General features: G+C 58.1%; 19 protein-coding genes. 11 read left to right on the top strand and 8 right to left on the bottom strand.

Annotation, left to right across the window (positions count from 1 at the left end):
- Positions 1–4: 4 nt before the first annotated feature.
- The 10 genes from tssJ (at position 5) to EAH74_RS02485 (ending at position 14,918) form a co-directional block, all read left to right on the top strand.
- On the top strand, positions 5–505 hold the full coding sequence (gene tssJ, locus EAH74_RS02530; protein ID WP_140675587.1) for a type VI secretion system lipoprotein TssJ: 501 nt from the start codon (positions 5–7) through the stop codon (positions 503–505).
- Between the two features lie 2 nt (positions 506–507).
- On the top strand, positions 508–1,839 hold the full coding sequence (gene tssK / locus EAH74_RS02525; RefSeq protein WP_046045022.1) for a type VI secretion system baseplate subunit TssK: 1,332 nt from the start codon (positions 508–510) through the stop codon (positions 1,837–1,839).
- 5 nt (positions 1,840–1,844) lie between these two features.
- Positions 1,845–2,720, top strand: a complete 876-nt coding sequence (gene icmH, locus EAH74_RS02520; protein ID WP_123367541.1) for a type IVB secretion system protein IcmH/DotU — start codon at positions 1,845–1,847, stop codon at positions 2,718–2,720.
- A gap of 13 nt (positions 2,721–2,733) precedes the next feature.
- Positions 2,734–6,273 carry a type VI secretion system membrane subunit TssM gene (gene tssM, locus EAH74_RS02515; protein ID WP_140675584.1) on the top strand — a complete coding sequence of 1,180 codons (3,540 nt, stop codon included), beginning with the start codon at positions 2,734–2,736 and terminating at the stop codon, positions 6,271–6,273.
- The gene (locus tag EAH74_RS02510; protein ID WP_140675581.1) at positions 6,273–7,001 is read left to right on the top strand and encodes a PP2C family protein-serine/threonine phosphatase; all 729 of its coding nucleotides are present in this window, start codon (positions 6,273–6,275) and stop codon (positions 6,999–7,001) included. The genes tssM and EAH74_RS02510 overlap by 1 nt, the downstream gene beginning before the upstream one ends.
- The gene (locus EAH74_RS02505; protein WP_170206606.1) at positions 6,998–8,014 is read left to right on the top strand and encodes a serine/threonine-protein kinase; all 1,017 of its coding nucleotides are present in this window, start codon (positions 6,998–7,000) and stop codon (positions 8,012–8,014) included. Before EAH74_RS02510 ends, EAH74_RS02505 begins: the two co-directional genes overlap by 4 nt.
- A 28-nt stretch (positions 8,015–8,042) precedes the next feature.
- Positions 8,043–10,079, top strand: coding sequence for a type VI secretion system tip protein TssI/VgrG (tssI, locus tag EAH74_RS02500; RefSeq protein ID WP_140675577.1), 2,037 nt, complete (start codon positions 8,043–8,045; stop codon positions 10,077–10,079).
- Positions 10,080–10,153: 74 nt separating this feature from the next.
- The gene (locus EAH74_RS02495; RefSeq protein WP_240050472.1) at positions 10,154–11,122 is read left to right on the top strand and encodes a tetratricopeptide repeat protein; all 969 of its coding nucleotides are present in this window, start codon (positions 10,154–10,156) and stop codon (positions 11,120–11,122) included.
- The gene (locus tag EAH74_RS02490; protein WP_140675571.1) at positions 11,119–14,172 is read left to right on the top strand and encodes a hypothetical protein; all 3,054 of its coding nucleotides are present in this window, start codon (positions 11,119–11,121) and stop codon (positions 14,170–14,172) included. Before EAH74_RS02495 ends, EAH74_RS02490 begins: the two co-directional genes overlap by 4 nt.
- Positions 14,173–14,174: 2 nt before the next feature.
- Positions 14,175–14,918, top strand: a complete 744-nt coding sequence (locus tag EAH74_RS02485; protein WP_140675568.1) for a hypothetical protein — start codon at positions 14,175–14,177, stop codon at positions 14,916–14,918.
- Between the two features lie 50 nt (positions 14,919–14,968).
- Here EAH74_RS02485 and EAH74_RS02480 read toward each other — a convergent pair whose 3' ends face one another.
- Together EAH74_RS02480 and EAH74_RS02475 are read right to left on the bottom strand one after the other, a co-directional pair.
- Positions 14,969–15,988 (bottom strand): lysozyme inhibitor LprI family protein, encoded by a 1,020-nt coding sequence (locus EAH74_RS02480; RefSeq protein ID WP_140675565.1) that lies wholly within the window; start codon positions 15,986–15,988, stop codon positions 14,969–14,971.
- A 275-nt stretch (positions 15,989–16,263) separates the two neighbouring features.
- Positions 16,264–16,647 (bottom strand): DUF6124 family protein, encoded by a 384-nt coding sequence (locus tag EAH74_RS02475; RefSeq protein WP_140675561.1) that lies wholly within the window; start codon positions 16,645–16,647, stop codon positions 16,264–16,266.
- Between the two features lie 501 nt (positions 16,648–17,148).
- Here EAH74_RS02475 and EAH74_RS02470 point away from each other — a divergent pair.
- Positions 17,149–17,538, top strand: a complete 390-nt coding sequence (locus tag EAH74_RS02470; protein ID WP_140675558.1) for a helicase — start codon at positions 17,149–17,151, stop codon at positions 17,536–17,538.
- A 78-nt stretch (positions 17,539–17,616) separates the two neighbouring features.
- Here the strand turns inward: EAH74_RS02470 and EAH74_RS02465 are convergent, their stop codons facing one another.
- From EAH74_RS02465 to exbB, 6 genes are all read right to left on the bottom strand, one after another.
- On the bottom strand, positions 17,617–19,017 hold the full coding sequence (locus EAH74_RS02465) for an aminoacyl-tRNA deacylase and HDOD domain-containing protein (RefSeq protein WP_140675555.1): 1,401 nt from the start codon (positions 19,015–19,017) through the stop codon (positions 17,617–17,619).
- Positions 19,018–19,095: 78 nt separating this feature from the next.
- A complete protein-coding gene (recG, locus tag EAH74_RS02460) occupies positions 19,096–21,171 on the bottom strand; it encodes an ATP-dependent DNA helicase RecG (RefSeq protein ID WP_140675552.1) in 2,076 nt (691 codons plus the stop codon).
- A gap of 9 nt (positions 21,172–21,180) precedes the next feature.
- On the bottom strand, positions 21,181–22,110 hold the full coding sequence (locus tag EAH74_RS02455) for a hydrogen peroxide-inducible genes activator (protein ID WP_123367554.1): 930 nt from the start codon (positions 22,108–22,110) through the stop codon (positions 21,181–21,183).
- 275 nt (positions 22,111–22,385) lie between these two features.
- Positions 22,386–23,135, bottom strand: coding sequence for an energy transducer TonB family protein (locus tag EAH74_RS02445; RefSeq protein ID WP_140675546.1), 750 nt, complete (start codon positions 23,133–23,135; stop codon positions 22,386–22,388).
- Positions 23,132–23,560 (bottom strand): TonB system transport protein ExbD, encoded by a 429-nt coding sequence (gene exbD, locus EAH74_RS02440; protein WP_123367168.1) that lies wholly within the window; start codon positions 23,558–23,560, stop codon positions 23,132–23,134. The genes EAH74_RS02445 and exbD overlap by 4 nt, the downstream gene beginning before the upstream one ends.
- A gap of 6 nt (positions 23,561–23,566) precedes the next feature.
- Positions 23,567–24,535: a tonB-system energizer ExbB gene (gene exbB / locus EAH74_RS02435; protein WP_140675543.1), complete on the bottom strand. Its 969-nt coding sequence runs from the start codon at positions 24,533–24,535 to the stop codon at positions 23,567–23,569.
- Positions 24,536–24,675: the final 140 nt, after the last annotated feature.

The following is a 24,675-nucleotide window of genomic DNA, read 5'->3' as shown; positions in this document are numbered from 1 at the left end:
GCGCATGTCTCGCTGCTCGACCGCTTTTTTCAAGACGCTGATGGCGTTCGCGGCCCTGGTGCTGCTGGCCGGCTGCTCGTCACTGTCGCCGTATTCCCACGTCACCAAGCTCAACCTGAAGCTGACCGCCAGCGATCAGCTGAACCCGGACCTCAACGGGCGTCCATCGCCGATTGTTGTGCGTCTGTTCGAGCTCAAGCATCCGGTGACGTTCGAGAACGCGGATTTCTTCAGCCTGTACGAGCGCGCCAAGGAATCCCTGACCCCGGACCTGGTGGCCAGCGAAGAAATTGAACTGCGCCCAGGTGAAACCGTGGAGATGAAACTCAGCGTGGAGGAGGGCAGTCGCTACGTCGGCATCCTCGCCGCCTACCGCGATCTGCCGGAAACCAAATGGCGCTACACGGTGCAAGTCACCCCGGTGGAAGTCACCGACGCTGATCTGACCCTCGACCAGGCTGGTATTCGCAATAGCAACGAAACGCTCGCCAAGGCGGATGACTGATCATGAATTCCCATAAAGTGATTTGGCAGGAAGGCATGCTGCTGCGTCCGCAGCACTTCCAGCACAACGATCGCTACTACGACCACCAGATGAAGACCCGCACTCAGTTGCTGGGCAGCTACACCTGGGGCTTCCTGAACCTGGACATCGACTTGCAGTTCCTCAACATGGGCAAACTGGTGATCAGCCAGGCCTCGGGGATTCTACCGGATGGCAGCCTGTTCGAACTCGGCGGCAACACCGAACCGCTGGCGCTCGACGTGCCGCCGAACACCGGTAACACGCCGATCTATCTGGCGCTGCCGCTGGTCACCGGTAACCACATCGAGTCGCGCCGTCCGGAGCAATCCGACGTGCTGGCGCGCTACACCGCGTACGAAGCGGAAGTCGCCGACTCCAACGCCGGCGACGATTCTGCCAGCCAGGTCAGCTGCGGCCGTCCGGATTTCAAACTGTTGCTCGGCGAGCAGCAGAGCGACCAGGCCTACGTGAAACTGAAGATCTGCGAAGTGCTCGACACCACGCCCGACGGCGTGATCAGCCTCGACCCGGATTTCGTTCCGACCTACATTCAGGCGCATTCGTCCAGCTACCTGCTGTCGTGTCTGAAAGAAGTGATCAGCATGCTCGGCCACCGTGGCGACACCATCGCCGAGCGCATCCGCTCCAACGGTAAAGTCGGTGGCGCGGAAGTCGGCGACTTCATGATGCTGCAACTGATCAACCGCACCGAGCTGCTGCTGCGCCACTACCTCGGCCTGGAACAGGTTCACCCGGAAGAGTTGTACCGCACGCTGCTGACCATGCTCGGCGATCTGGCGACGTTTTCCAGCGACAGCAAACGCCCGCGCCTGGACAGCCGCTACCAGCACAGCGATCAGGGCGCGAGCTTCCGCAAACTGATGGAAGCGATTCGTCAGGTGCTGTCGATGGTGCTCGAACAGCACGCCATCGAACTGGTCCTGCAAGCGCGCCAGTACGGGATCATCGTCTCGCCGTTGCACGACCACAAACTGCTGGGCTCGGCCTCGTTCGTGCTCGCCGCCAGCGCCAACTGCGACTCCGAAGAACTGCGCCATCGCTTGCCGGCGCACCTCAAGGTCGGCCCGGTGGAGCGCATCCGCCAACTGGTCAACCTGCATCTGCCGGGCATCAAGGTCAAACCGTTGCCGGTGGCCCCGCGGCAGATCGCGTTCCACTCCAACAAAACCTATTTCATTCTCGAACTCAGTTCCGAAGACCTGGCACAACTCGAGCGCTCCGGCGGTTTCGCGTTCCACGTGTCCGGCGAATTTGCCGAGCTTGAACTGAAATTCTGGGCCATCAGGAACTGACCGACATGATCAAGGACATGGAACACAACCAGGACGATAAAACCGTCCTGCTCGACCGCCAGGGCCACGGCCCGGCTTCGAGTCCGCTGACAGATTTCGCCGCACCGCCGCGTTTTGAACAGCTCGAAGAGCGGATGATCTACGCCGCACGCTTGCGCCCGGCCGAAGCCTTCAACATCAGCCTCAATTCGCTGGTGGCCGCGGCGTCCGACCTGTTGTCGGAAGTGGTGCGACTCAAGCACAGCGACACCCGCGAGGACATGTACGCGCTCAATGAGCGACTGACCGCCGGGCTCAAACTGTTTGAAGTGCGGGCGCTGCACAACGGCGCCGAAAGCAGCCAGGTGATGGCCGCGCGTTACGTGCTCTGCACCGTGGTCGACGAAGCCGTCGTGACCACGCCGTGGGGCAACGAAAGCGAGTGGTCGCAGATGAGCCTGCTCAGCAGCTTCCACAACGAAACCTTCGGCGGCGAGAAGTTCTTCCAGCTGCTGGATCGCCTGTCGAAAAACCCGGTCAAGCACCTGCCGATGCTGGAACTGATGTACCTGTGCCTGTCGCTGGGCTTCGAGGGCAAGTACCGCGTGCAAGCCCGCGGCATGCTCGAGCTCGAAGGCATCCGCGACGCCTTGTATCGCCAGATTCGTCAACTGCGCGGCGACGTGCCACGCGAACTGTCGCCCCATTGGGAAGGCTTGAACGATCAGCGTCGCAGCCTGGTGCGCATCGTGCCGGCGTGGATGGTGGTGCTGTTCACCGTGGTTTGCCTGGTGGTGATGTATTCGGGCTTTGCCTGGGTACTGGGCGAGCAACGCGAAACCGTTCTGCAACCTTATCAGCAGCTAGATCCGGCCGCGGTCCAGCCGCAGTCGCAGCCGTAAACAGGGACGTGTGATGAAAAAGTTTTTCAAGAAAGTCGGCGCATTCTTGCGCAAGACCTGGGTCTGGACCTTGCTGGTGGTGCTGTTTGTCGCGCTGCTGGTGTGGTTCGTCGGGCCGCTGCTGGCCGTCGATGACTACAAGTTCTGGGAAGGTTCGACCTCCCGCCTGCTGACCATCAGTGTGCTGTTCCTGATCTGGGGCCTGACCATGGTCTTCGTCAGCTGGCGCGCTGGCGTACGCAAAAAGGCTATCGAAGACACCGAAGACGGCCAGGATCGTATCCGCCGTGAAGAGTTGATCGACGAAGAGCAGAAAGAGTTGAAGGTGCGTTTCAAGGACGCGCTGAAAACCCTGAAGACCTCGAGCCTGTATCGCGGTCGCAGCGAGCGCTGGCGCAGTGATTTGCCGTGGTACTTGCTGATCGGCCCGCAGGGCAGCGGCAAGACCAGCCTGTTGGACTTCTCGGGCCTTGAGTTTCCGATCAACAAGATCGACCGCAAACTGACCCGCGACACCCTCGGCACCCGTCATTGCGACTGGTATTTCGCCGACCACGGTGTGCTGATCGACACCGCCGGACGTTACCTGACCCAGTCGGATGCCGAAGTCGATGGCAGCGCCTGGAGCACCTTGCTCGACCTGTTGCGCAAGCGTCGCCGCAACCGTCCGTTGAACGGTGTGCTGGTGACCATTCCGGTGGAAACACTGCTGAGCGGCAGCGAGCAAGACCTCGATACCCTGGCTCGCCAGGTGCGTGCCCGTCTGCAAGACGTGCATCAGAAATTGCACGTCGATGTGCCGGTTTATCTGGTGCTGAGCAAGGCTGACACGCTGCTCGGTTTCGACGAGTTCTTCGATCAACTGACCCGCGAAGAAAGCGATCAGGTGCTCGGCACCAGCTTCCGCAAAGAGCAGAGCGGCACCGACGTCGCCGTCCTGCGCGCCGAGTTCGAAGAGCTGCTGCGTCGCCTGAACAGCCAGGTGATCATGCGCATGCACCAGGAGCGCGACACCCAGCGCCGTGGCCGCATCCTCGACTTCCCGCATCAACTGGGGCAGATCGGCGAGCGTCTGTGCCTGTTCGTCGACATGGCGTTCACCGGCAACCGTTACCAGCGTGTCAGCCAGTTGCGCGGTTTCTACCTGACCAGCGCACCGCACCTGACCCAAGAGATGGACCAGACCACCGCCGGCATCGGCGCCAATCTGGGGATGAACGCTGGCGTGCTGCCGACCTTGCGCAGCGGCCGTTCGCGCTTCATTCACCACTTGCTCAGCCGGGTGATTTTCCCCGAGGCCGATCTGGCCGGTCTGGACAAGCGCGAACGCAGCCGCATTCATTGGGGCCAGCGTGCGTTGTACGTGGGCGCATTGGCGGCATTGGCGCTGTTCGGCATGCTGTGGGCGGGCGGATTTTCGGCCAACTACGAGCGTCTGGAAAACCTGCGCAGCCTGGCGACCAACTGGACGCAACAGCGCTCGGCATTGACCGCGCGTGATGATTCCATGGCGGTGCTCAAGCCCCTCGACACCAGCTACGCAGCGACTCAGGTCTTCCCGAAAAAAGGCGACGTGAGTTACCACGAGCGCGGTGGTCTGTACCAGGGCGAAGAGGTCAATCCGGTGGTCAAGGAGGCCTACGAGCGTGAGCTCGAAGCGCAATTGCTGCCGAAGGTCGCGACGCTGCTGGAAGGTCAGATCCGCGCCAACATGAAGGACCGCGAACGCTTGCTCAACAGCCTGCGTGCGTACCTGATGCTGAACATGAAAGACCGTCGCGACGGGCCGTGGCTCAAGGATTGGGTCGCTACCGAATGGTCCCAGCGTTACGCCGGCAACACCGCCGTGCAAAACGGTTTGAACACCCACTTCGAGCGTTTGCTGAAGCAGCCGTTTATCTACCCGTTGAACGATCAACTGGTGGCTCAGGCGCGTCAGGTCCTGCGCAGCGAATCGCTGGCCAACGTGGTTTACCGGATGCTGCGCGAGCAGGCTCGCAACCTCCCGGAATATCGTTTGAGCCAACACATCGGCCCGCAGGCTTCGCTGTTTGTCGGCACCGAGTACGTGATCCCGGGTTTCTACACCCAACAGGGTTATCAGCAGTACTTCTCGGTTCAGGGCTCTGCGCTGGTCACCGATATCCTGCGTGACAACTGGGTGCTGGGCGAAGGCTCGGGCATCAGCGGCATGGACTTGCGTCGCTTGATGGTCGAACTGGAGCAACTGTACTTCCGCGACTACGCCAACTTCTGGAGTGAAGCGGTCGGCCAGGTTGCCTTGCCACCGATCAACGACGCCGGTGAAGGCGCCGAGCAATTGGCTGGCCTGACGTCCGCCAACTCCCCGGTGCTGCAACTGCTAGTGGAAGTGCGTGAGAACACCCGGTTCCCGGCAGAAGCCGAGCCGGTTGATCAAGCGGCTGATGCCGCTGGCGCACTGGCCGATCAGAAAGGCAAGTTGGGCAAGCTGGGCAAACTGGCGTCAGCTGCGGCAGACAAGGCCTCGGACCTGGCTGCGATCAAGAACTTGCCGGACACCGCGAAGAAATCCCTGCAACGTCGCTTCGAACCGCTGCACCGTTTGCTGGATGACAACAACGGCCCGGCCGCTGATTTGACCCCGGCCCTGACGGCGCTCAACGACCTGCAACTGCAACTGGCGAGCCTCGCTCGTGCCAGCGCGCCGGAACAGGCTGCGTTCGAAATGGCCAAGACCCGCATGAGCGGCCAGCGTGATGCGCTGAGCAACTTGCGCAATGCTTCCAACCGTCTGCCGCGCCCGGTCAGCGTGTGGTTCAACGTACTGGCTGAAGACACCTGGCGTCTGGTGCTGAACGATTCCTACCAGTACCTGAACCAGCGTTATCAGAGCGAGCTGTACAGCTTCTATGGCAAGGCGATCAACAAGCGTTACCCGTTCAGCGCCCACAGCACCAGCGACGTTGCGATCAGCGACTTCCGCGAGTTCTTCAAGGCGCAGGGCATCAACGATCGCTTCTTCGAGACCTACATGCGTCCGTTCGTGAGTGGCGATCCAGGCAACTACCGTCTGCGCAGCATCGACGGTCACAGCATGCCGATCTCCAAGGTCTACCTCGACCAGATGGCCGCGGCACAAGTGATTCGCCAGAGCTTCTTCTCGATCAACCCGGCCGAACCACAAGTGCAGTTCAAACTGGAGCCGTACACCCTCGACCCGGCCGTCAGCCGTTCCGAGTTCAAGTTTGGCGACAAGACCATCGAATACCGCCACGGCCCGATCGTGCCGGTGTCGTTCAAATGGCCGACCGATGCTGAAGACGGTCGCACCAGCCTGGTCCTCGACAAAATGGCCGGCCGCCCGATCGGTATCGAAAAGAACACCGGCCCATGGTCGCTGTTCCGTCTGTTCGACCTGATGCAGACCGAGTACCTGAGCGGTCGCGATGTGCTGGTACTGAAAGCTGATGTGGGCGGCCTGCGCGCCAACTACTTGCTGTCGAGCCAGCGCACACCGAACCCGTTCGACATGGGCGTGCTGCGTACCTTCCGTATGCCGGTGCAGCTCTGATGCTGGTTGCCAGTCCCTGGCGCAGCGCTGCGCGTACCGATCCGGGCAAGGTTCGGGCGCGCAACGAAGATGCTTTTCTCGACTGCCCGCAGCAGGGGCTGTGGGTGGTCGCGGATGGCATGGGCGGTCATCAGGGTGGCGACATCGCCAGCCAGTTGATCGTCGCCAGCCTGGCGGAATTGCCGGTGCAGGACGACTTCGACGAACGACTCAAAGGCATACGCCAGTGCCTGCACTGGCTCAACCGCCGCTTGGGTCAGGAGTTGACCGTCACGGCCGGGCGCCACGACAGCATCATGGGCAGTACCGTGGTGGCGCTGCTGGTGGAAGGTAATCGTGCGGCCTGCATCTGGGCCGGCGACAGCCGTTGCTACCTGTGGCGTGGCCAGCGGTTGTATCAGCTGTCCAAGGACCATTCGCTGCAACAGCAACTGATCGACGAGCAAAACATGAGTGTCGAAGACGCCCGTGCCCATCCTTCTGCTCATGCCTTGACCCGTGCGGTCGGGGCTGCGGAGCAGCTGACGCTGGATGTGCTTGAACTCGAGGTTTACCCCGGCGATGCGTTTCTGTTGTGCAGCGATGGTTTGTACCAGGGGTTGAGCACCGATGCCTTGGGCAACGCCCTGAGCCTGACCGCGCCGCACGTTGCGCTGGAGCGTCTGTTCGACGGCGCCCTGCGTGGGTCGGCCCGGGACAACCTGACTGCTGTGGTGATCCGAAAATGACTCAACTCATGCCGCCGCTCGACGACCTGCCGGTGACCGACGAGGAAGCCAATAACCTGACTTACTTTGCGTTTGCCCCGTCTCTAAACGGAAAGCCGCATAAAGCAGAACCCGCGCTGGCGCCGACAAAGGCCAGCGTCGGTGAAATGCCCGACGTGCTGGCAGGCCGTTACCGCATCGAGCGCCTGCTCGGTGCCGGTGGCATGGGCGCGGTTTACCGCGCACGGGACTTGCTGAGCGAACAGTTCGGCGATCCCGACCCTTACATCGCGCTGAAAATCCTCAGCGAAGAATTTGCCGAATCGCCGGACGCCAGTGCCTTGCTCTACAGCGAGTTCGCCCTGACCCGACGACTGCGCCACGACAACGTGCTGCGTTTGCACAGCTTTGAAGTGGACACCGACTGCCAGCGCGCCTTCATCACCATGGAACTCATGCGTGGGCTGACCCTGGACAAATTACTCTGCGAGCGGCCGCTGGGCCTGCCGTGGAAAGAACTGCGCGACATCGCGCTGCCGCTGCTCGACGCGCTGGCCTTTGCCCACGCTCGCGGCGTGCTGCACGGTGACATGAAGCCAAGCAACGTCATGCTCAGCGAAGAAGGCGTGCGCCTGTTCGACTTCGGTCTGGGCCAGGCCGAGGAGGGCATCCTGCCCGGCCTGCCACACCTGAGCCGCAACCGCTTCAACGCCTGGACCCCCGGCTACGCCGCCCCCGAACTGCTCGAAGGCCAGCCGCTGTCGGCCAGTGCAGATGTGTACGGCGTGGCCTGCGTGCTCTACGAATTGGCCGGCGGCAAACACCCGTTCCGCCGCTTGCCCTCGACCGAGGCCCGCGACGGGCACCTCGAACGCGAGCTGCACGCACCCAGGAATCTACCGAAACACTGCTGGCCAGCCCTGCGAACGGCGCTGGCTTTCGATGCGGCCAAGCGCACCATCACCGCCGCCCAATTGCGTGACGCCTTGGGCGCCACTTCGTCTTTGCTGCAACGCCTGCGACTGCGGGCGTAACGGATGACTACCGAACAGGGAGCAAGCAATGTTCAACCTCGCTAACGAAACCCACTTCAGCCTGACCGTCGAAGACTACGTGGGCGACCTGCAAGTGCTGTCGTTCACCGGCACCGAAGGTATCAGCCAGCCGTATCGCTTCGACCTCGAACTGGTCAGCGAAAACCCCGATCTGGACCTGGAAAAACTCCTGCACAAACAGGCTTTTTTGGCGTTCGATCCGCAGGGAAGCGGCATCCACGGCCAGATCTACCGCGTTGCCCAAGGTGACGCCGGCAAACGCCTGACCCGCTACAAAATCTCCCTGGTGCCGCAACTGCAATACCTGCATCACCGCACTAACCAGCGCATCTATCAGCAGATGTCCGCGCCGAAAATCATCGCGCTGATCCTCGAAGAACACGGCATCAAAGGCAACGCCTACAACTTCCAGCTCAGCCAACCGTGCCCGGACCGCGACTACTGCGTGCAGTACGACGAAACCGACTTGCATTTCGTCCAGCGCCTGTGCGAAGAGGAAGGCATTCACTACCACTTCCAGCACAGTTCCAAAGGTCATCTTTTGGTATTCGGCGATGATCAGACCGTGTTCCCGAAACTCGGCCAGCCAACGGCGTATGTACAAGGCAGCGGCATGGTCGCCGACGAACCGGTGATCAAAGGCTTCAAGCTCCGCCTGGAAACCCGCACCGGCCGCGTCACCCGCCGCGACTACGACTTCGAAAAACCGCGCCTGCAACTGGAATCCGCCTACAAACCCGAGGCGCAAAGCGACGCGCCGGACCTCGAAGACTACGACTACCCCGGCCGCTTCATCGACCGCGCGCGCGGCAAATTCCTCAGCCAACGCGCCCTCGAACGCCACCGCGCCGATTACCGCCAGGCCGAAGGCAAAAGCGATCAGACCACCCTGGTCAGCGGCCACTTCCTGGAAATGTCCGACCACCCGCGCACCGAGTGGAACGACCTCTGGTTGCTCACCGAAATCGTCCACGAAGGTAAACAGCCGCAAGTCCTCGAAGAGTCCGTGACCAGCGACACCACCGACAACAAAGACGACTTCCACCAGGGCTACCGCAACCGCTTCCTCGCCACGCCGTGGGACGTGTTCTACCGCCCGGCGCTGGAACACCCGAAACCTCGCGTGCTCGGCAGCCAGACTGCCATGGTCACCGGCCCCAAAGGTGAAGAAATCCACTGCGACCAGTACGGCCGCATCAAGGTGCAATTCCACTGGGACCGTGAAGGTTTGGCTGACGACAAAACCAGTTGCTGGATGCGTGTCTCCAGCAGCTGGGCCGGCGACCGCTACGGCGCCATCGCCATCCCGCGCATCGGCATGGAAGTGCTGGTGACCTTCCTCGAAGGTGACCCCGACCAGCCGCTGGTGACCGGTTGCCTGTACCACAAGGAAAACCAGGTCCCTTACGAACTGCCGGCGAACAAGACTCGCACCGAATTCAAAACCCTCAGCTCACCGGGGGGCGGCGGGTACAACGAACTGCGGATTGAAGACAAGAAAGGCGCCGAGCAGATCTTCATCCATGCCCAGCGCGATTGGGATGAAAACGTTGAGCATGACCAGAAGATAAGAGTCGGCAATGAGCGCCACGACACGGTGGAGAAGAACACTTACACCGAGCTGAAGGCGGAAGAACATCGAACCACGATTGCGGATCGCAAGACTGAAGCGCGGCTGGATGACCACCTGACGATTGGGCAGAACCAGCATATGAAGCTGGGGACTGCGCAGCTGACTAGCGTTGGGAAGGAGATTCATCTGAAGGCTGGGGACAAGATTGTCATTGAAGCCGGGATGGAGCTCACCGTGAAGGCGGGTGGGAGCTTTATCAAACTCGATGCTGGCGGGATTACGGTTGTTGGGCCGGTGGTGAAGATTAATGCGGGTGGGTCGGCGGGGAGCGGGACGGGGATCGGGATTAAGCCACCGGTGCTGCCGGGGGCGGCAGATAAGGATAAGGCGGGGAGTTTGATGGATCAGGCGTTGTTGAATGCGCCGCCTGAGAAGGTTAAACCGAAGGCTTTTTTTGTATTTTCTGAGTGATGAAATTCGTGATTAGAACAAACAAAAGTGTAAGGCAATTGAAGTGGTGCTCCCTCGTACTGTTGACCTTAGGTATGCACACCGGTGCCTTTGCCTCGTCGTCCATTGATGCTCAATGTCCGAGCGACGACTTTGCAGAGTTCGTTAAAGTTTTCGCCTCCCAGCCTGAGATACAGAAGGCCTTTATCGCCTCTCCCGTTGAAGAGATTCGAGTGGTTTTTGATGGCGACAAGCCGAAGGTAGTCAAACGTAAACTCAAAACCCTGGACGCTACTGAATTGAGCGTTCTCATTCCAGAAAAAGCTGGTGAGTCGAATCTGACCATTAAGGTCGAATTACCTAACAAGGTGATCGTCCGTGACCAGGTGGGCGGATTCCTGAAAATTTTCGTCTTCAAAAACGACAACTGCTGGGTTCTCAGTCGTGTCGAAGATTGGTCGCTTGAAAACGTTTTAGAGGGTGTGGCTCGAACGGAAAAACTATCACCCGGTGAGCGAGAGTTGAAGAAAGGTGTGTGGTTTGACCGATTGGCTAATCATGCTTCGCCCGAATCCGGTGTTTATCTGTACGCCGCAGCACTGGATAGTTATTTAGCCGGAGCGCAACAAGGTTCGCCGCAGGCTGCATTATCTGCTGCGGGAATCAGTCTTTCTGGGCAAGCTCCGCGCTTGGATAACACCAAGATTGTGGATCTTTTGGTTGCTGCTTCAAAAAGCATTCCCGACGCAGGCGTGGCGCTTGCCAATTTTTATTGCGATGAGGGTGAATACGACGACAGGCGCGTCTGTATCAACCCGCAACAGTCAATGGCCGCATTGGAAAGCGCCGCGCGCCGAGGCTCAATTGACGCACTGAGTCAACTGGGCCAAGTGTATGAAGTCGGCAACATCGTCCCAGCTGATCTGTCCAGAGCAATGGCGTGTTATCAGGAGGTTCAGAAAATGGATAGTGAGTCCGGTACGCGAGGTGTTGAGCACTTAGCGGCTCAGGGCGTCGTCGCTGATAACTCAACTCAATGTCTTAAAGCAGGAAGCTTCCGATGAGTACCGGACTACTTGAGCAACGGGCTAACTACCCACATAGCCAATATGAATACGGCCCTGCCAAGGGGTACGCCGACGCCGACGCCGACGGTCGCAAGGAAATCGATTGCTCAGGTCTGTTGTACCGAATGTTGAAGGATGCGGGATATTCAATCCCATACCTGACAACGGGACAGTTAAATGTTGATGTAACCCATTTTAACGTCATCCCGCTCGCGAGCGTCGAGCCCGGCGATATTGCACTTTGGATCAATTTCCACGGGCATACGGGGGTAGTCGAGGACATCAACTCAGTACGGACCGCGGGGAATTTTTTCGGCTCGCAATCTTCTTCTGGGCCGAAATCCGCTAAGTATGGGCACCTGAGCGGTTACTGGCCGATGCCAGAAAAGTTTTTGCGTCCGAAAGCTCAATACAGAACTGGTGCACAACCGATGCCTGCGGCTGCTCCTGCCCCCGCACCTGCTCCGGCGGGGCCTGCGCCATTGATGAACTTCCAATATCCGTTCAGAAAAGCTGATGGCAAGCAGTTCGCCAACGGGGAAGAAGTTTACGCTGCACTCGAAAGTGAAACCTCGGGTCACTACCTGCTCGGCAGTAACAAGTTCTGGCACGGCGGCATCCACATCACCAATGCAAGCGCCCCGCAATGCGTACTGAATGAGCCGATACGCTGTATGGCCGATGGCGAAGTCGTTGCTTATCGCCTTAATGAGGATTATCTGGAATCGACCTTCGGCAACAACGAGAAAAAACTGAAGTATTCCAGTTCCTTCTGCCTGGTGCGCCACGAGTACAAGTCTGCGCCCAACCCGGAAGAAGGGCCGAACAAAGGCAAGCAAAACAAGCTGGCCTTCTTCAGTCTATACATGCACTTGCTTCCCTATGAGCGCTATCCATTGGCTCCAGAGGAAACCCCGAAACCTGTAGTGACCATGAACTTTGGAGACTACAAAGGCTATGACAAAGCGCCTTGGATACCGGGAGCGGTTTCCTACGGCTTAATAAAAAAGGATACGAAGTTAGAAATCCTTGATCAGGCTGTTAACGGAGCTAAGGCGTACGCCAAGGGCAAAATTCTAGTTGGATCAGTGAAAAGCGGCTCAAATAAAACACGAATCGTCGGAGATGAAATCTGGTTCGCTTATAAAGAGAACGACGCCCCCTATCAAAACTCGAATCACAAGTCGATCTGGACCGCGGACAAAGTGCCGGAACGGCTGAGACCCAATTATTGGCAGGGAAAAGTTAAAGCTACCGCAGCCAATAAGCTTGACCTTTACACAGCCCCCGCGACGCTTCAAAACGGCCAACCCATAGGCGCCCGATGCGGAAATAAGCAGCTTATCCCTACCAGCGTCGTTGAGTTCGATAGTAAAGAAGTGCTGAATCTGATCGTTGAGGGCAAACTTCGACGAATGGCCAAATGCGTAATGGTCAGCGGCGGTTTAGCTGCCGCGGGATCTGTACCTGAGAGTTTTTGGACCTGTATAGAAAGTAGTGCGGAATACCACATGGTCGACTGGACGTCGTTGATGCCTTCCAGCTTCGATTCGGTTGAAACAGCAAGTACCGGGATCAAGGCTGGCGATCCTATTGGATATCTGGGTAAAACAGAAAATCTCCTCAATGAGTCGGGCGTAACGGATAGTAAATTCCAGGCTCATATTGAGATATTCACTGCCGAAGCCGATGTCAAAGATTTCCTCGATAACCTCGCCGGATTAAAGACAGGCAAGCAATATTTGCATTTGCCAATCGGAACCAAGCTCAAGAACAAAGCGCCTGCCATTGGCACCACCGAACCTCTAAAGAGAGAGCACGCGATAGATTTGACCAAAGCGCCGGTTATCAAAGAGGGCCCCGATGATTGGTACGAAGTCCGTGTGGTTGGGGAGGACTTACCAATCTCTGGACTGATCAAAAAATCGGAAGCTGTAATTATTACTCAGCACGATTGGACGAAGTTGGGCTTCCACGTAGTTGAAGAGTCCAATGCCACTGCTGATGGCTTTCTTGATCCAGAAGACATGCCGCAGTTTTTTAAGGATCTTTTTAATAAAATTGATAAAAACGGCAATGGTGATGTTGACCCAGGCGAGCTTGCTGATGCGTTAAAAGATGCGGATACAAGAGATCGATGGTCGAAGCTTATTGCTCGTCATCCAACCGAGTGGAAGTTTAAAGCAAATAATGCGAAGTGGAGTCGACTGGACAAAATACTGGAAGCTGCTCCAAAATCTTTGATGCATGAAAAAGAACGTATAAATAATTATGTTTTTTGGGAGGAGCCTCCCATTAAGGCTGTAGTAAATTCAGATTTGGTTTGGCATTTTCATCCGATAGCGTTGCTTGATAATTTCATGAGTCAATCCGTATACATCGATGTAGAGCGATTCGTTGCAATGTATGCCGAACAGCACGTGTCTTTCCAAGCCGAATCTCCCGCACTTTCAGCAAAATCGAAGGAAAATCTCAGGGAGATTGTAAAAAATATAAATATATATGTTGATAAAAATAGAGAAATTCTGACGATATATGAGTTGTCATATATGTTCGCTACGGCTAGGCATGAGGCATATAACTACACTATTGCCGAGTATTTTAGTGCTGCCCCGGAGATCGGGCCGGTTAGTTATTTCGACAAGTATGATCCCGTTCTTGCAACTAGTGCTGCGCATAGGGAGAGAGCGGTAGGTAATGGAAACACCGCCCAAGGTGACGGTTTTAAATACCGCGGGCGTGGTTTGGTGCACTTGACATGGAAAAACAACTATCAGAAAGCCAAAGATTATTTCGGGATAGATTTTGTTGGAAGTCCTGAAGAGGCCGCTGGGTTTAAAAATTCAGTTCCCATTATGATTTGGGGTATGAAAGAGGGTATTTTTACCAATCAAAAATTGGGCACCTATGTAAATAACACCACCAAGGATTATCAAGGCGCTCGTAAAGTTATCAACGGTTCTGATCAGAAGGTTCTGATCGCGAGTTATGCCACTAAATTTGAAGCTATTTTGAGAGCTACATCCGTAGCGCCGGAGACTCGATAAGAATGAAAAAGAAAAACCTGTTTGCGTTGTTGTTCATTGGCCTCTCGTTTGCCGTATCTGCTGCTGAAGAAGCAACAGTCCCTGCGGGAGATGTTTATGAAGTAGATAAAGCGACTCAGAGCCTGAAAGTTAGGTGGTCGGGCGGAAGCAAAATTGTTGAAGGTGTCATTGGTGATAAAGGAGAAGTTACGAGAGACTTCGTTGACTTTAATGGCGCTAAAGCTTTGCACTATGAAAACCTGGCGTCGAGCACCCCGTTTGAAGCGTACTTTACGCTGAGTAGGCAAGGAGACAATGTCGTTGTCGATTGCATATATGCAAATATTCGTAATGATAGAAACGGTATTCTCATCAACAAAGCTGTTTGTGATCTTAACAGACCGCTCGTCGAGGATTATGAGGAGTCGATCTATGAGTTCTCTGACGAGTGGAAGAATGCTGCGGGAAAAGTTTCAATAGAGTCTTTGAGTAAAACTCCAGCGGTGGCTTTGAATGTGGATGAGACTCAGTACAAGGACATCCATTTGGTGAGAACCTATAAATCTAAGGACGATTTGGTTTCCAAATCTCCGTCAGTTGCTGTTACGCAAGGCAGCATCCGGCATCAGTTCAGCTCTGGCACAATATTTTCTATATATAAGGTTAGTGATTTGAAATCTCCTCAGTATTTAGAGGTGGCGGCAAAAGGTATTGAGGAATCTTTTACACGCTATGATTATGAAGGTTTGAAAGCGTTGTTAAAGTAACCTTGATATTCGATGGAAAAGGGGGCAATCCGTCCCCTTTCCTTTGGCGCCTACGGCATGTAATCCAGCGGCGCCTTGCGCCAATCGAATTGTTCGGCATACCAGCGTTGAATCGGGCCTGGCAAACGTCCCTTCCAGCCCTGCACGTTAGTGTAATAGCGCACGCGGTAATTCTGCTTCTGATCGCTGACCAGCGCCGCGACCCAAAGTTGAGCGTCGCGTCCGCGCATGATTAGTGCGGCGTTGGGAGGAGGAAGCCCCAAAACCCGAATGTTGGCGACTTGAGCCCCCAGGTTGTCTGCGGCGGACTCGTCTACGTAGTAAAACGAGTCACTGGCATCCAGAACGGTTTGATAGTCATCCTTAAGCAATTGCCGAGCCGCATCGTCTTCTTCTTGCGTCCGGACGAGTCCCAGCGACAACAGGTCATAGTTCAAATCAAGTGGTTGTTCGGATGCGACATAATGTCCGCCAAAGGCTGCGTCAGTTCCGTGGCATTCACCCACTTGGATGACGTAAAGGAGGCCGGTGGTTGGTGTCATCAATAACGTGCAATCTTCGCTTCGATAAATACCTTGGGAGCCTTCCAGGTTGAACGTACCAGTCAAATTTCCTGAGCCCATTTTATTTGACGCTTTTGAGGTGAAACCGAACTGTGGCGCGCGCCCGTTTATCTTCCATTCGGCGCTGTCGAATCGCCCCGCCGGGATACGTTGCCAGGTTCCTTTCCAATTGAATGGTTTACCTGCATGTTGGAGCTCTGCAATCCGCATCGAATAACTGCGTCGCAAACAATGAAAGTCGGCAGCGCAGTGGTCGCGGTTTTTAATCCATTGGCGTTGATCAGCCTTCAGCATCACGGTGTCTTTCACTGTTGCCTTTGCTGTTTTCCATGCCTGCCCCAATTTACGATCCAATCCAAGCGTGTATGGGTCAGAACATATTGCCTTTTCTGTAGGTGTCGCAGCATTGGCACAGTCGAAACTGTTGGCGGCAGCAATTGTGGTAAAAGCCATACTGGCCAGCATCATAGTGTGGATAAGGATAGGGCGGGGTAAGGCAAAAGGCATTTGAAGATTCCATTCTGAAAGTGCGGCACAAGTATGCGTAGATGCATGGTGATTTTCAGCTTTTTCGTGCTTTTGGAACTTTCCTGGCGGCGTTCAGCAGTGTCAGGCCGTGCAGCGTGCATTCTCTCGGCTGCCTTTGGAGAAGCAGGTGATGGTGGATTGGATTGAAGGGGGCGGAATCGGTCAAGGCAAGTCACTGCATTTAAAGCTCGGAGTGCAGACGTGACAATGCATTGGAATGAAGAAGGGGACGTCAGTCCCCTTCGTATTTCTTGCTACGTCTTAGCCCGATGCTCCGCCGGATCCGGCGAATCAATGTGATCCAGCGCTCGCTCCACTAACAGATGCACACCGACCGCCATTCTACTGAGTGCCAGTGCGACGGAGCGGCGCGAGCCTTCTACACTGTCGGCCAGGTCAGCGGCGATGGCGCTGATGGATAGCACGTCTTCCGAGGCGTTGGCCAGGAGGGTTTCGGTGTGGAGGTCGGGAGCGACGATGAAGAGGTCGCCATTGCGACGTTTAGGTTTTTTATCCGCAGGTGTGCCGAGGTGAAGATCGAGGGCGCGTTCGGCGGCTTCGTGGAGCTTTTTGGAATCGAAGGATTCGTAGGGGGATGTGTCTTCGTGTTCTGGAGGATTGGGTGTTGGCTTGATCATTGGTATGTCCCGATATGTGTTTTGGATGTGGCTGTGTCCTCTTCGCTTGCATTCGAATAAGGGTGGCAGCCGTGCGCAGGTGTGCAAGACCGGGCATATCGGACCCCGGCAGACCCCAAAGGGACCTCCCACGCACAGCCGCCATAAATCATTTACAGCGAGCATGAAAACGCTCGGTGTTCGGATTGGCGATTGTGCGGCGATATGTACCGGACTTGCACGTCCGTGTCACCGTTTTTGCGGTAACGAACAAAGACTATCGATGAAGCCCAGGGCTGCCTAGTTCACGAACAGCACCGCGTGTTGAAGGAAATATCCGATGGACTCGAGCGTAGAAAGATCAAAATATCTTCGCTTTTAAACAGCTGGTTTCGTCAATGACTTGGTAGTCATCAGCGTCAATAAGACCGGCATCTTCTTCTAACGCAACCAGACAGTGGCGTTCTCGCTTGAAGCCGCTACACTGCGCCGGCCGTTCATTTTCCTTTTGAGGCTGTGCGCATGAAATTTCGTTTTCTTCTGTGGATGCTGGGTTTGTTGATGGGGAAGGCCAGTCGGACTAATCCTGCGTTTCAGCAGCAGTTGGGTGACAAGGAATTGGTGTTTCAGCTACAGACCCTGGACGGGAAAGTGGCGCGGCATTTCTTTGTGAGGGATCAGCGCATCACCAGCAAGTCCGGCGTGTATGCCGAGCCTGCGTTTGCGATTGCCTTTAAAGACGCGGCGTATGGCTTTGCCACGATGCAGGCGAAGAACAAGCAGCTGGCGTTTATGACGGGGATTCAGGACAAGTCGATTCAGATCAAGGGCAACCCGGCGCTGGTGATCTGGTTTCAGGGGTTGACCAAGTATTTGAAGCCGAGGAAGGCGAAGGCAAAAGCCAAGGTTTAAGGTCCGCCAGTTAGACCGAGTTGGATTCTTCGCGAGCAAGCCCGCTCCCACATTCGACCGAGTGTAGGAGCGGGTTTTTTATACCTGGGTGAATTGCGAAGCCAGTTCACGCAGCAGCACTTCAGCTTCAAGCACTTTGCTGACGACGTCGTTGGCTTTGTCGCGGGTCAGGCCTACGCGCTCTAGCAGCGCGTCGGGGATGTCTTCGTCGGGGCCGGAGCCAATCCCACGACTGCGCAGCAAGCGCACAGCCAGGCACACGAGGTTTGGGTACTCGGCGTAATCGCCGTCGTAGCCCGGGTCGTGCTGGAAGCGCAGCGCGGTGGCCAGTTCTTCGGGCATGTCCCAGTAGCGCATCAGCCACGAGCCGATCTGTTCACGGCTGATGCCCAGCAAGTGTTGCTCGACGTAGCTGTGGCACAGGTGCGGGTTGACCTCCAGGTGGCGGCAGATCAGCGAGAAGTGTGGCGGGAAGACGTGGGCCAGCAGCAAGTAGCCGAAGTTGTGCAGCAGGCCGGCGAGGTAGGTCAGGCCGGCTTCCGGGCGCTGTGCGCGGGGCATGGCGCGGGTCAGGCCTTCGATGACGGCGGCGGTGTAGATCGATTGCTGCCAGTACGGCGTGGTGTGTTGCGGGTGGTCTTTGGGCAGGCTCAGGGTTTTGCCCAAGGCCAGGCCCAGCGCCAGGTTGATCACCAGGTCGAAGCCCAGCACCCGCACGATCGCGTCTTCTACTGAACGAATTTTGCCCGGTGAGGCGTAGTACGGCGACGCCGCCCAGCTCACGACTTGTGCGGCCAGGGCCGGGTCGGTTTCGACGACGCCGGTGATGTCGTCGATGGTGGCGTTGGGGTCGACGCGCAGTTTGATGATTTTCTGTGCGGTCTCGGCCAGCGGCGGAATCTCGATGGTTTCTTCCAGACGCTGCTGGATGCGCCGCGCGGTGAACGCTTGAACGGCCTGGGTGATTTCCTCGCGGTCATCGTGGGGGCGGTCGAGGTTCGGGCGAATGCTGGTCAGCGCTTCGCCGAAGTTGGCGGCGCTGGCCTTGGTCAGCATGGTCTTGAAGTCTTCGCTGGTGATCTCCAGCAACACGCCCGGCTCGCCCGAGTTGATCAGCACCTTCGGCTCGCGCAGCAGGCTTTCTTCATACAGGCACGGTGAACTGGTGAGCGCCGGCATGCCGGGCAGCAGACTCAGGTTGTGTTTGCCGAGCATTTTTACCAGCCGTTCGGTCGACACGGCGGTAAGGCGGCGACCCGTCAATTCGGCGAGGCTATTGAGGTCCAGCAATTGGCTCTGCGGGAACAGCACCATGAGCGTGCCCACGGCGTCATCAAGCAGAACTGCCTGCACTTTGCGTGCGGCGTTCAGGCCGTGATGGTCGAGGACTTCTTCGTAGGCGATACCCAGTTTGCCCAGCATCAGCCGAATAACCGACGGAGCGTGCGGGGAGGCGGGTGCGAGGGCAACTTCGGTCATGGTCTGTATCCGTTTTAAAACAATGGCAGGAGTATAACCAGCTTGCTCAGAACGGTGGTTCAGAAACTGCGACGGTGCTCACACTTGGCCGTATTGCTGCCCATGACGTAGCCAGCGGTCGAGCAGCGGGCTGACGTGATCCGGCCAGCGTTCCAGCAGCGCCTGGGCGGCGTCGCGCACGGCGGGTAGCAGATCGGCGTCGCGCATCAGGTCAGCGACCTTGAATTGCAGCAGGCCGGTCTGACGCGTACCGAGCATTTCGCCGGGGCCGCGCAGCTCAAGGTCTTTTTCGGCGATGACAAACCCGTCGTTGGTTTCGCGCATGATGCCCAAACGCTGACGACCGATCTGTGAAAGCGGCGGATGGTAAAGCAGCACGCAATGACTGGCCGCGCTGCCTCGACCGACACGACCGCGCAACTGGTGCAATTGCGCAAGCCCGAGGCGTTCCGGGTTTTCGATGATCATCAGGCTGGCGTTGGGCACGTCGACGCCGACTTCGATCACCGTGGTGGCGACCAGCAGTTGCAGGTTGCCGGCCTTGAATTCGGCCATGACCGCGGCTTTTTCGACGGGCTTCATGCGACCGTGGATCAGCCCGACCTTCAACTCGCCGAGGGCGGCGGTGAGGTCTTCGTAGGTGGTTTCGGCGGCCTGACAGGTCAGCTCTTCCGACTCTTCAATCAGCGTGCACACCCAATAGGCCTGACGCCCTTCGGCACAGGCGCCGCGCACCCGCTCGATGACTTCGACGCGCCGGGTATCGGTGATCAGCACGGTGTTCACCGGGGTCCGGCCGGGCGGCAGTTCGTCGAGGATCGAGGTGTCGAGGTCGGCGTAGGCGCTCATGGCCAGCGTCCGGGGAATCGGTGTGGCGGTCATGATCAACTGGTGCGGACACATCCGCCCGCCGACACCTTTCTGCCGCAACGCCAGCCGTTGCTGCACGCCGAAGCGGTGCTGTTCGTCGATGATCGCCAGTGCGAGGTTTTTGAACTGCACTTCGTCCTGAAACAGTGCGTGGGTGCCGACCACCATCGGTGTGCCGTTGGCAATCTGCTCCAGTGCGGCCACGCGGTTCTTGCCTTTGAGCTTGCCGGCCAGCCATGCGACTTCGATGCCCAGCGGTTCGAGCCAGCGTTTGAAGGTGATGAAGTGCTGCTCGGCGAGGATTTCGGTGGGCGCCATCAGCGCCACTTGATAACCGGCCTCCAAGGCCTGGAGTGCGGCGAGTGCAGCGACCACGGTTTTACCCGCGCCGACGTCGCCCTGAATCAGCCGCAGCATCGGTTCGTGCTGACTGAGGTCGTAGGCGATTTCGTTGCCGACACGTTGCTGAGCGCCGGTCGGAGTGAAGCCAAGGTTGGCCAGATAGTGGGCCGGCAGCCGAGTGGCTTTCGGCATCGCCGGCGCGCGCAGGGAGCGCATGCTCTCGCGCAGGCGCTGCTGGGACAGTTGATGGGTCAGCAGTTCTTCGAAGGCCAGACGGTGCTGCGCCCAGTGATGACCGAGGGCGAGTTCATCGACATCGGCATCGGCCGGCGGGTGGTGCAGGTAGCGGATTGCATCGGCCAGCGGCGCCAGTTGATAGTCCCGCGCCAGTTCGGTCGGCAGCCAGTCGGGCAGACTGGTGGGACCGAGCATCGTCAGGGTCTGCATGCACAATTGGCGCAAGCGCTGTTGGGTCAGGCCTTCGGTGAGCGGGTAAACCGGGGTCAGGGTTTCATCCACCGGCGGCGGCTCGTCACCGGTGATGGCGCGGTATTCCGGGTGATAGATTTCCAGCCCCGATGCACCGGGCCGTGCTTCGCCGTAGCAGCGAATGCGCGTGCCGCGTTTGAGGCCTTCTTTCTGGGCGTTGCTGAAATGGTAGAAACGCAGGCTGAGCCCGCCGGTGCCGTCTTGAAGACGAACAACGAGGCTGCGGCGCCGGCCCATGACCACGTCGGCGCCGCTGACGGTGCCTTCGATCACGGCGTCTTGCCCGGGTCGCAAATGGCCGATCGGGACTACGCGAGTGCGGTCCTGATAGCGCAGCGGCAGGTGAAAAAGCACGTCCTGGAGATTCTCCAGGCCGACCTTGGCCAACTTCTCGGCCATGGCTTCGCCGACACCCTTGAGTGCCGTCACCGACACTTGCGACAACTCGGTCATGGCAGCGACTTAGGCCGCAACCACCGGTGCTTGCGGCTTGGCCACCGAGCACAGGCGAATGGAGTCAGCGAGGATTTCAATCGCCTTCGGCCGCGGGAAGCTCGCGCGCCAGGCGATGGCTACGGTGCGGAACGGTACCGGCGGCGTCAGTGGACGCACTTCGAGGACACCGGGGGCGTAGTGATGGCTGTCCACCGCGGACAGCGGCAGGATCGAAATGCCCAGGCCAGACGCAACCATGTGGCGGATGGTTTCCAGGGAACTGGATTCCACGGTGGTGTGTTTGGCGCCGTCGTTGCCTTTGGCCAGGGTCGGGCAGGCTTCCAGCACTTGATCGCGGAAGCAGTGGCCTTCGCCGAGCAGCAGCAGGCTCTTGTCGTTGAGCAGGGCGGCGTCGATGGATTCTTTTTGGGTCCACGGGTGCTGGGCCGGCATCAGGACGTAGAACGGTTCGTCGTAGAGCTGGAGGGTCAGCACGTCAGCTTCGTTGAACGGCAAGGCGATGATGATCGCGTCGAGCTCGCCGTTGCGCAGTTTGTCGCGCAGCACGTGGGTGAAGTTTTCTTCGATGTACAACGGCATCTGCGGGGCGACCCGGTGCAGTTGTGGAATCAGGTGCGGAAACAGGTACGGGCCGACGGTGTAGATGGCGCCGACTTTCAGCGGCGCGGTCAGCTGGTTCTTGCCGGCCTGGGCCAGTTCGCGGATGCCTTGGGCCTGTTCCAGCACTTTCTGCGCCTGGGCGACAATGCCTTCGCCGACCGGGGTCAGGCGCACGGCACTCTTGCTGCGCTCGAAAATCAGCACACCGAGTTCGTCTTCAAGCTTTTTCACGCCCACCGACAGGGTCGGCTGACTGACGTGGCAACGCTCGGCCGCGTGGCCGAAGTGCTGCTCTTGGGCGAGGGTAACGATGTAGCGTAATTCTGTAAGAGTCATAGCAAGCGTCCATGAAGTTGCGAGCCAAGCATACCGGCTGCAATCGATAGACGCACGTTATCAGACTGAGTGTGTTGAGTGACACAGGGCAAAGCAGGTTTGCCCTGGCGGATATGCAAAAGGCACCTTTCGGGTGCCTTTCACGGATATTCCTGCTGCCGGAGATCTCTGTGGGAGCGAGCCTGCTCGCGAATGCGGTGTATCAGTCAACATGGATGTTGGATGTGATGGCCTCTTCGCGAGCAGGCTCGCTCCCACAATGGTTCGGCGGTGGTTTAGCGCCGGCGTTTTTCCAGCGAGTAAACAAACGGTGCAACGATTTCGATGGCGCCGTTGGTCAACATGTCGGCCGGCGGCTTGGGCAGTGGTTGAGCCTCCCGGATCATTTGCAGGGTGGCGCGGTCCAGATCGGCGTTGCCGGAAGGGCTCTCCAGTTCGAACGACAACACATTACCTTGCGCATCCACCACGAAACGTAGACGGTTCACACCTTCCTTGTTCCGCAATCTTGCAGCGGGTGGATACTTCTTATGCTTGGCCAGATGCGCGAGCAATTCGCTCTGCCAGCTGGCCTTGGCCGCTTGCTGCGCCGGTGAAGGGCCCGGTGCCGGCTGAGCGGATTTCTCCGTTGGCGCCTGAGTCGGTTGCGCGTCGCTCGGTTTTTCCTCGGACGGCTTCTCTTTAGGCGGTTCCGGCTTTTTCTCCACAGGCTTGGGCGGTTGAGGCTTTGGCTTGGGTTTGACCGGTTTCGGCACCGTAATCTCGGCCTTCGGTACTTCAGCCAGTTTCGGTATCGGCAGTTCTTCCACCGGGGCGGGTGGCTGTGGCGGCGTGATGACCTTCGGCGGTGCCGGTGGTGGCGGTGCCGGAACTGGCGCCAACTCGACCATCATCGCCTGCGGCGGTAGCTCGATCGGTGGGCGCGACGTCCAGTTCAGCGCCAGCGCAATGGCCAGCGCATGGACGCCCAGCACCACGGCCAGGCTCGCGCTGTAACGCGTCAGCTTTTGGCGCGTCGTGATCATTTCTTGACTGCCGTCTCGAGTCCGACCAGACCCACCTTCAGGTAACCGGCAGAGCGCAGGTTGTCCATCACGCTCATCAGGTCGCCGTAATCCACACCTTTGTCGGCCTGGAAGAAGATCGTCGTGTCTTTCTTGCCTTTGGTCCTGGCGTCGAGGGTGGCACCGAGTGCTTCGGCCTTCACTTCGTCTTCGCCGAGGAACAGGCGCTGGTCAGCCTTGACGCTGAGGAACACTGGTTTCTCTGGCCGTGGCGCCGGTTTGGCGCTGGAGGCAGGCAGGTCGACCTTGATGTCCACAGTGGCGAGCGGGGCCGCCACCATGAAGATGATCAACAGCACCAGCATCACGTCGATGAACGGCGTGACGTTGATTTCGTGGTTCTCGGCCAGATCGTCGTCTGCGCCTTCTCTCAAATGCAAGCCCATGGCTGATTACCCTACTTTGACCATGTGGGGTTGCGCGGAGCGCTCGGTGGTCGGCAGGTGATCGAGGTCGCGGCTCACCAGCAGCAGGACTTCAGCCGAGGCATCGGATACTTGTGCCTTGTAACCGGCAATGGAGCGGGCAAAAACGTTGTAGATCACTACGGCCGGGATCGCTGCAACCAGACCCAGCGCGGTTGCCAGCAGGGCTTCGGCGATGCCGGGAGCCACGACGGCGAGGTTGGTGGTCTGGGTTTTGGCGATGCCGATGAAGCTGTTCATGATGCCCCACACGGTACCGAACAGGCCGACGAACGGCGCGGTGGAACCGATGGTGGCGAGCACGCCGGTGCCGCTGCTCATGTTCCGACCGCAGGCTGCAACCAGACGCTCAAGGCGGAAGGCGACGCGTTCCTTGATGCCTTCTTTCTCGCGGCTGTTGACCGACAAACGCATCTCTTCCAGGGCGTCATGCACCAGCAAGTTGGCGAGGGTGCCATGCTTGGTGGCTGTCGCACTGGCTTCTTTAAGCGTGGTGGCTTTTTTCAGGTGGACGATTTCGGTGCGTAGACGACGCTTGGCGCCCATCAGCTCGAAACCCTTGGCGATCCAGATGGTCCAGGTGATGATCGAGGCGATGGCCAGACCGATCATCACGATTTTCACGATGATGTCGGCGTTCTGGTACATGCCCCACGGCGACAGGTCGTGGGCCATGCCCAGACTATTGTCGGCTTCGAGGACTTCCGGAACGTCTTCGGCGGTGGTGTCTACGGCTTGGGCCGGGTCGGTCGCAGGCGGAGTAACATGATCGGCTGGAGCTGGAGCTGGAGCTGCAGTGGCTGCTGGAGTGGCTGGCGTCTGTGCGTCAGCGAAAGCGGCGGTCGGCGCCAGCATCAGGCTGAGCAGGAGGGCGGCCACTGCGCTCCAGGCGCGAGGTCGTTTGGTAGGCGAAGCGGGGAATTGATTGGGTGTCATGCTGGCCGGACCTGAGAAAGAAAAACGGTAAATGCTCTTCCAGGCCTCGTAAGGCCGAGAACAAAAGTGGCTGGCATTATTGCAATTAATTCTTGTTAACAAAAGTAATAGCGTCTCTTTTTTTCCTCCATTACTAGCCG

The organism is Pseudomonas mandelii (assembly GCF_006438925.1).
In the GTDB taxonomy this organism is placed as follows: Bacteria; Pseudomonadota; Gammaproteobacteria; order Pseudomonadales; family Pseudomonadaceae; genus Aquipseudomonas; species Aquipseudomonas mandelii_C.
This window is presented reverse-complemented; position numbering and strand designations above follow the sequence as displayed.

What these genes read in the sequence shown, in the direction of transcription:
- EAH74_RS02510 (WP_140675581.1), top strand. Translation starts at nt 6,273, where the DNA reads ATGCTGGTTGCCAGTCCCTGGCGCAGCGCTGCGCGTACCGATCCGGGC.
- EAH74_RS02475 (WP_140675561.1), bottom strand. Translation starts at nt 16,647, where the DNA reads ATGATCAAGCCAACACCCAATCCTCCAGAACACGAAGACACATCCCCC.
- EAH74_RS02485 (WP_140675568.1), top strand. Translation starts at nt 14,175, where the DNA reads ATGAAAAAGAAAAACCTGTTTGCGTTGTTGTTCATTGGCCTCTCGTTT.
- tssM (WP_140675584.1), top strand. Translation starts at nt 2,734, where the DNA reads ATGAAAAAGTTTTTCAAGAAAGTCGGCGCATTCTTGCGCAAGACCTGG.
- EAH74_RS02445 (WP_140675546.1), bottom strand. Translation starts at nt 23,135, where the DNA reads ATGATCACGACGCGCCAAAAGCTGACGCGTTACAGCGCGAGCCTGGCC.
- EAH74_RS02490 (WP_140675571.1), top strand. Translation starts at nt 11,119, where the DNA reads ATGAGTACCGGACTACTTGAGCAACGGGCTAACTACCCACATAGCCAA.
- EAH74_RS02455 (WP_123367554.1), bottom strand. Translation starts at nt 22,110, where the DNA reads ATGACTCTTACAGAATTACGCTACATCGTTACCCTCGCCCAAGAGCAG.
- EAH74_RS02505 (WP_170206606.1), top strand. Translation starts at nt 6,998, where the DNA reads ATGACTCAACTCATGCCGCCGCTCGACGACCTGCCGGTGACCGACGAG.
- tssI (WP_140675577.1), top strand. Translation starts at nt 8,043, where the DNA reads ATGTTCAACCTCGCTAACGAAACCCACTTCAGCCTGACCGTCGAAGAC.
- EAH74_RS02465 (WP_140675555.1), bottom strand. Translation starts at nt 19,017, where the DNA reads ATGACCGAAGTTGCCCTCGCACCCGCCTCCCCGCACGCTCCGTCGGTT.
- EAH74_RS02495 (WP_240050472.1), top strand. Translation starts at nt 10,154, where the DNA reads ATGCACACCGGTGCCTTTGCCTCGTCGTCCATTGATGCTCAATGTCCG.
- exbB (WP_140675543.1), bottom strand. Translation starts at nt 24,535, where the DNA reads ATGACACCCAATCAATTCCCCGCTTCGCCTACCAAACGACCTCGCGCC.
- exbD (WP_123367168.1), bottom strand. Translation starts at nt 23,560, where the DNA reads ATGGGCTTGCATTTGAGAGAAGGCGCAGACGACGATCTGGCCGAGAAC.
- recG (WP_140675552.1), bottom strand. Translation starts at nt 21,171, where the DNA reads ATGACCGAGTTGTCGCAAGTGTCGGTGACGGCACTCAAGGGTGTCGGC.
- icmH (WP_123367541.1), top strand. Translation starts at nt 1,845, where the DNA reads ATGATCAAGGACATGGAACACAACCAGGACGATAAAACCGTCCTGCTC.
- EAH74_RS02470 (WP_140675558.1), top strand. Translation starts at nt 17,149, where the DNA reads ATGAAATTTCGTTTTCTTCTGTGGATGCTGGGTTTGTTGATGGGGAAG.
- tssJ (WP_140675587.1), top strand. Translation starts at nt 5, where the DNA reads ATGTCTCGCTGCTCGACCGCTTTTTTCAAGACGCTGATGGCGTTCGCG.
- EAH74_RS02480 (WP_140675565.1), bottom strand. Translation starts at nt 15,988, where the DNA reads ATGCCTTTTGCCTTACCCCGCCCTATCCTTATCCACACTATGATGCTG.
- tssK (WP_046045022.1), top strand. Translation starts at nt 508, where the DNA reads ATGAATTCCCATAAAGTGATTTGGCAGGAAGGCATGCTGCTGCGTCCG.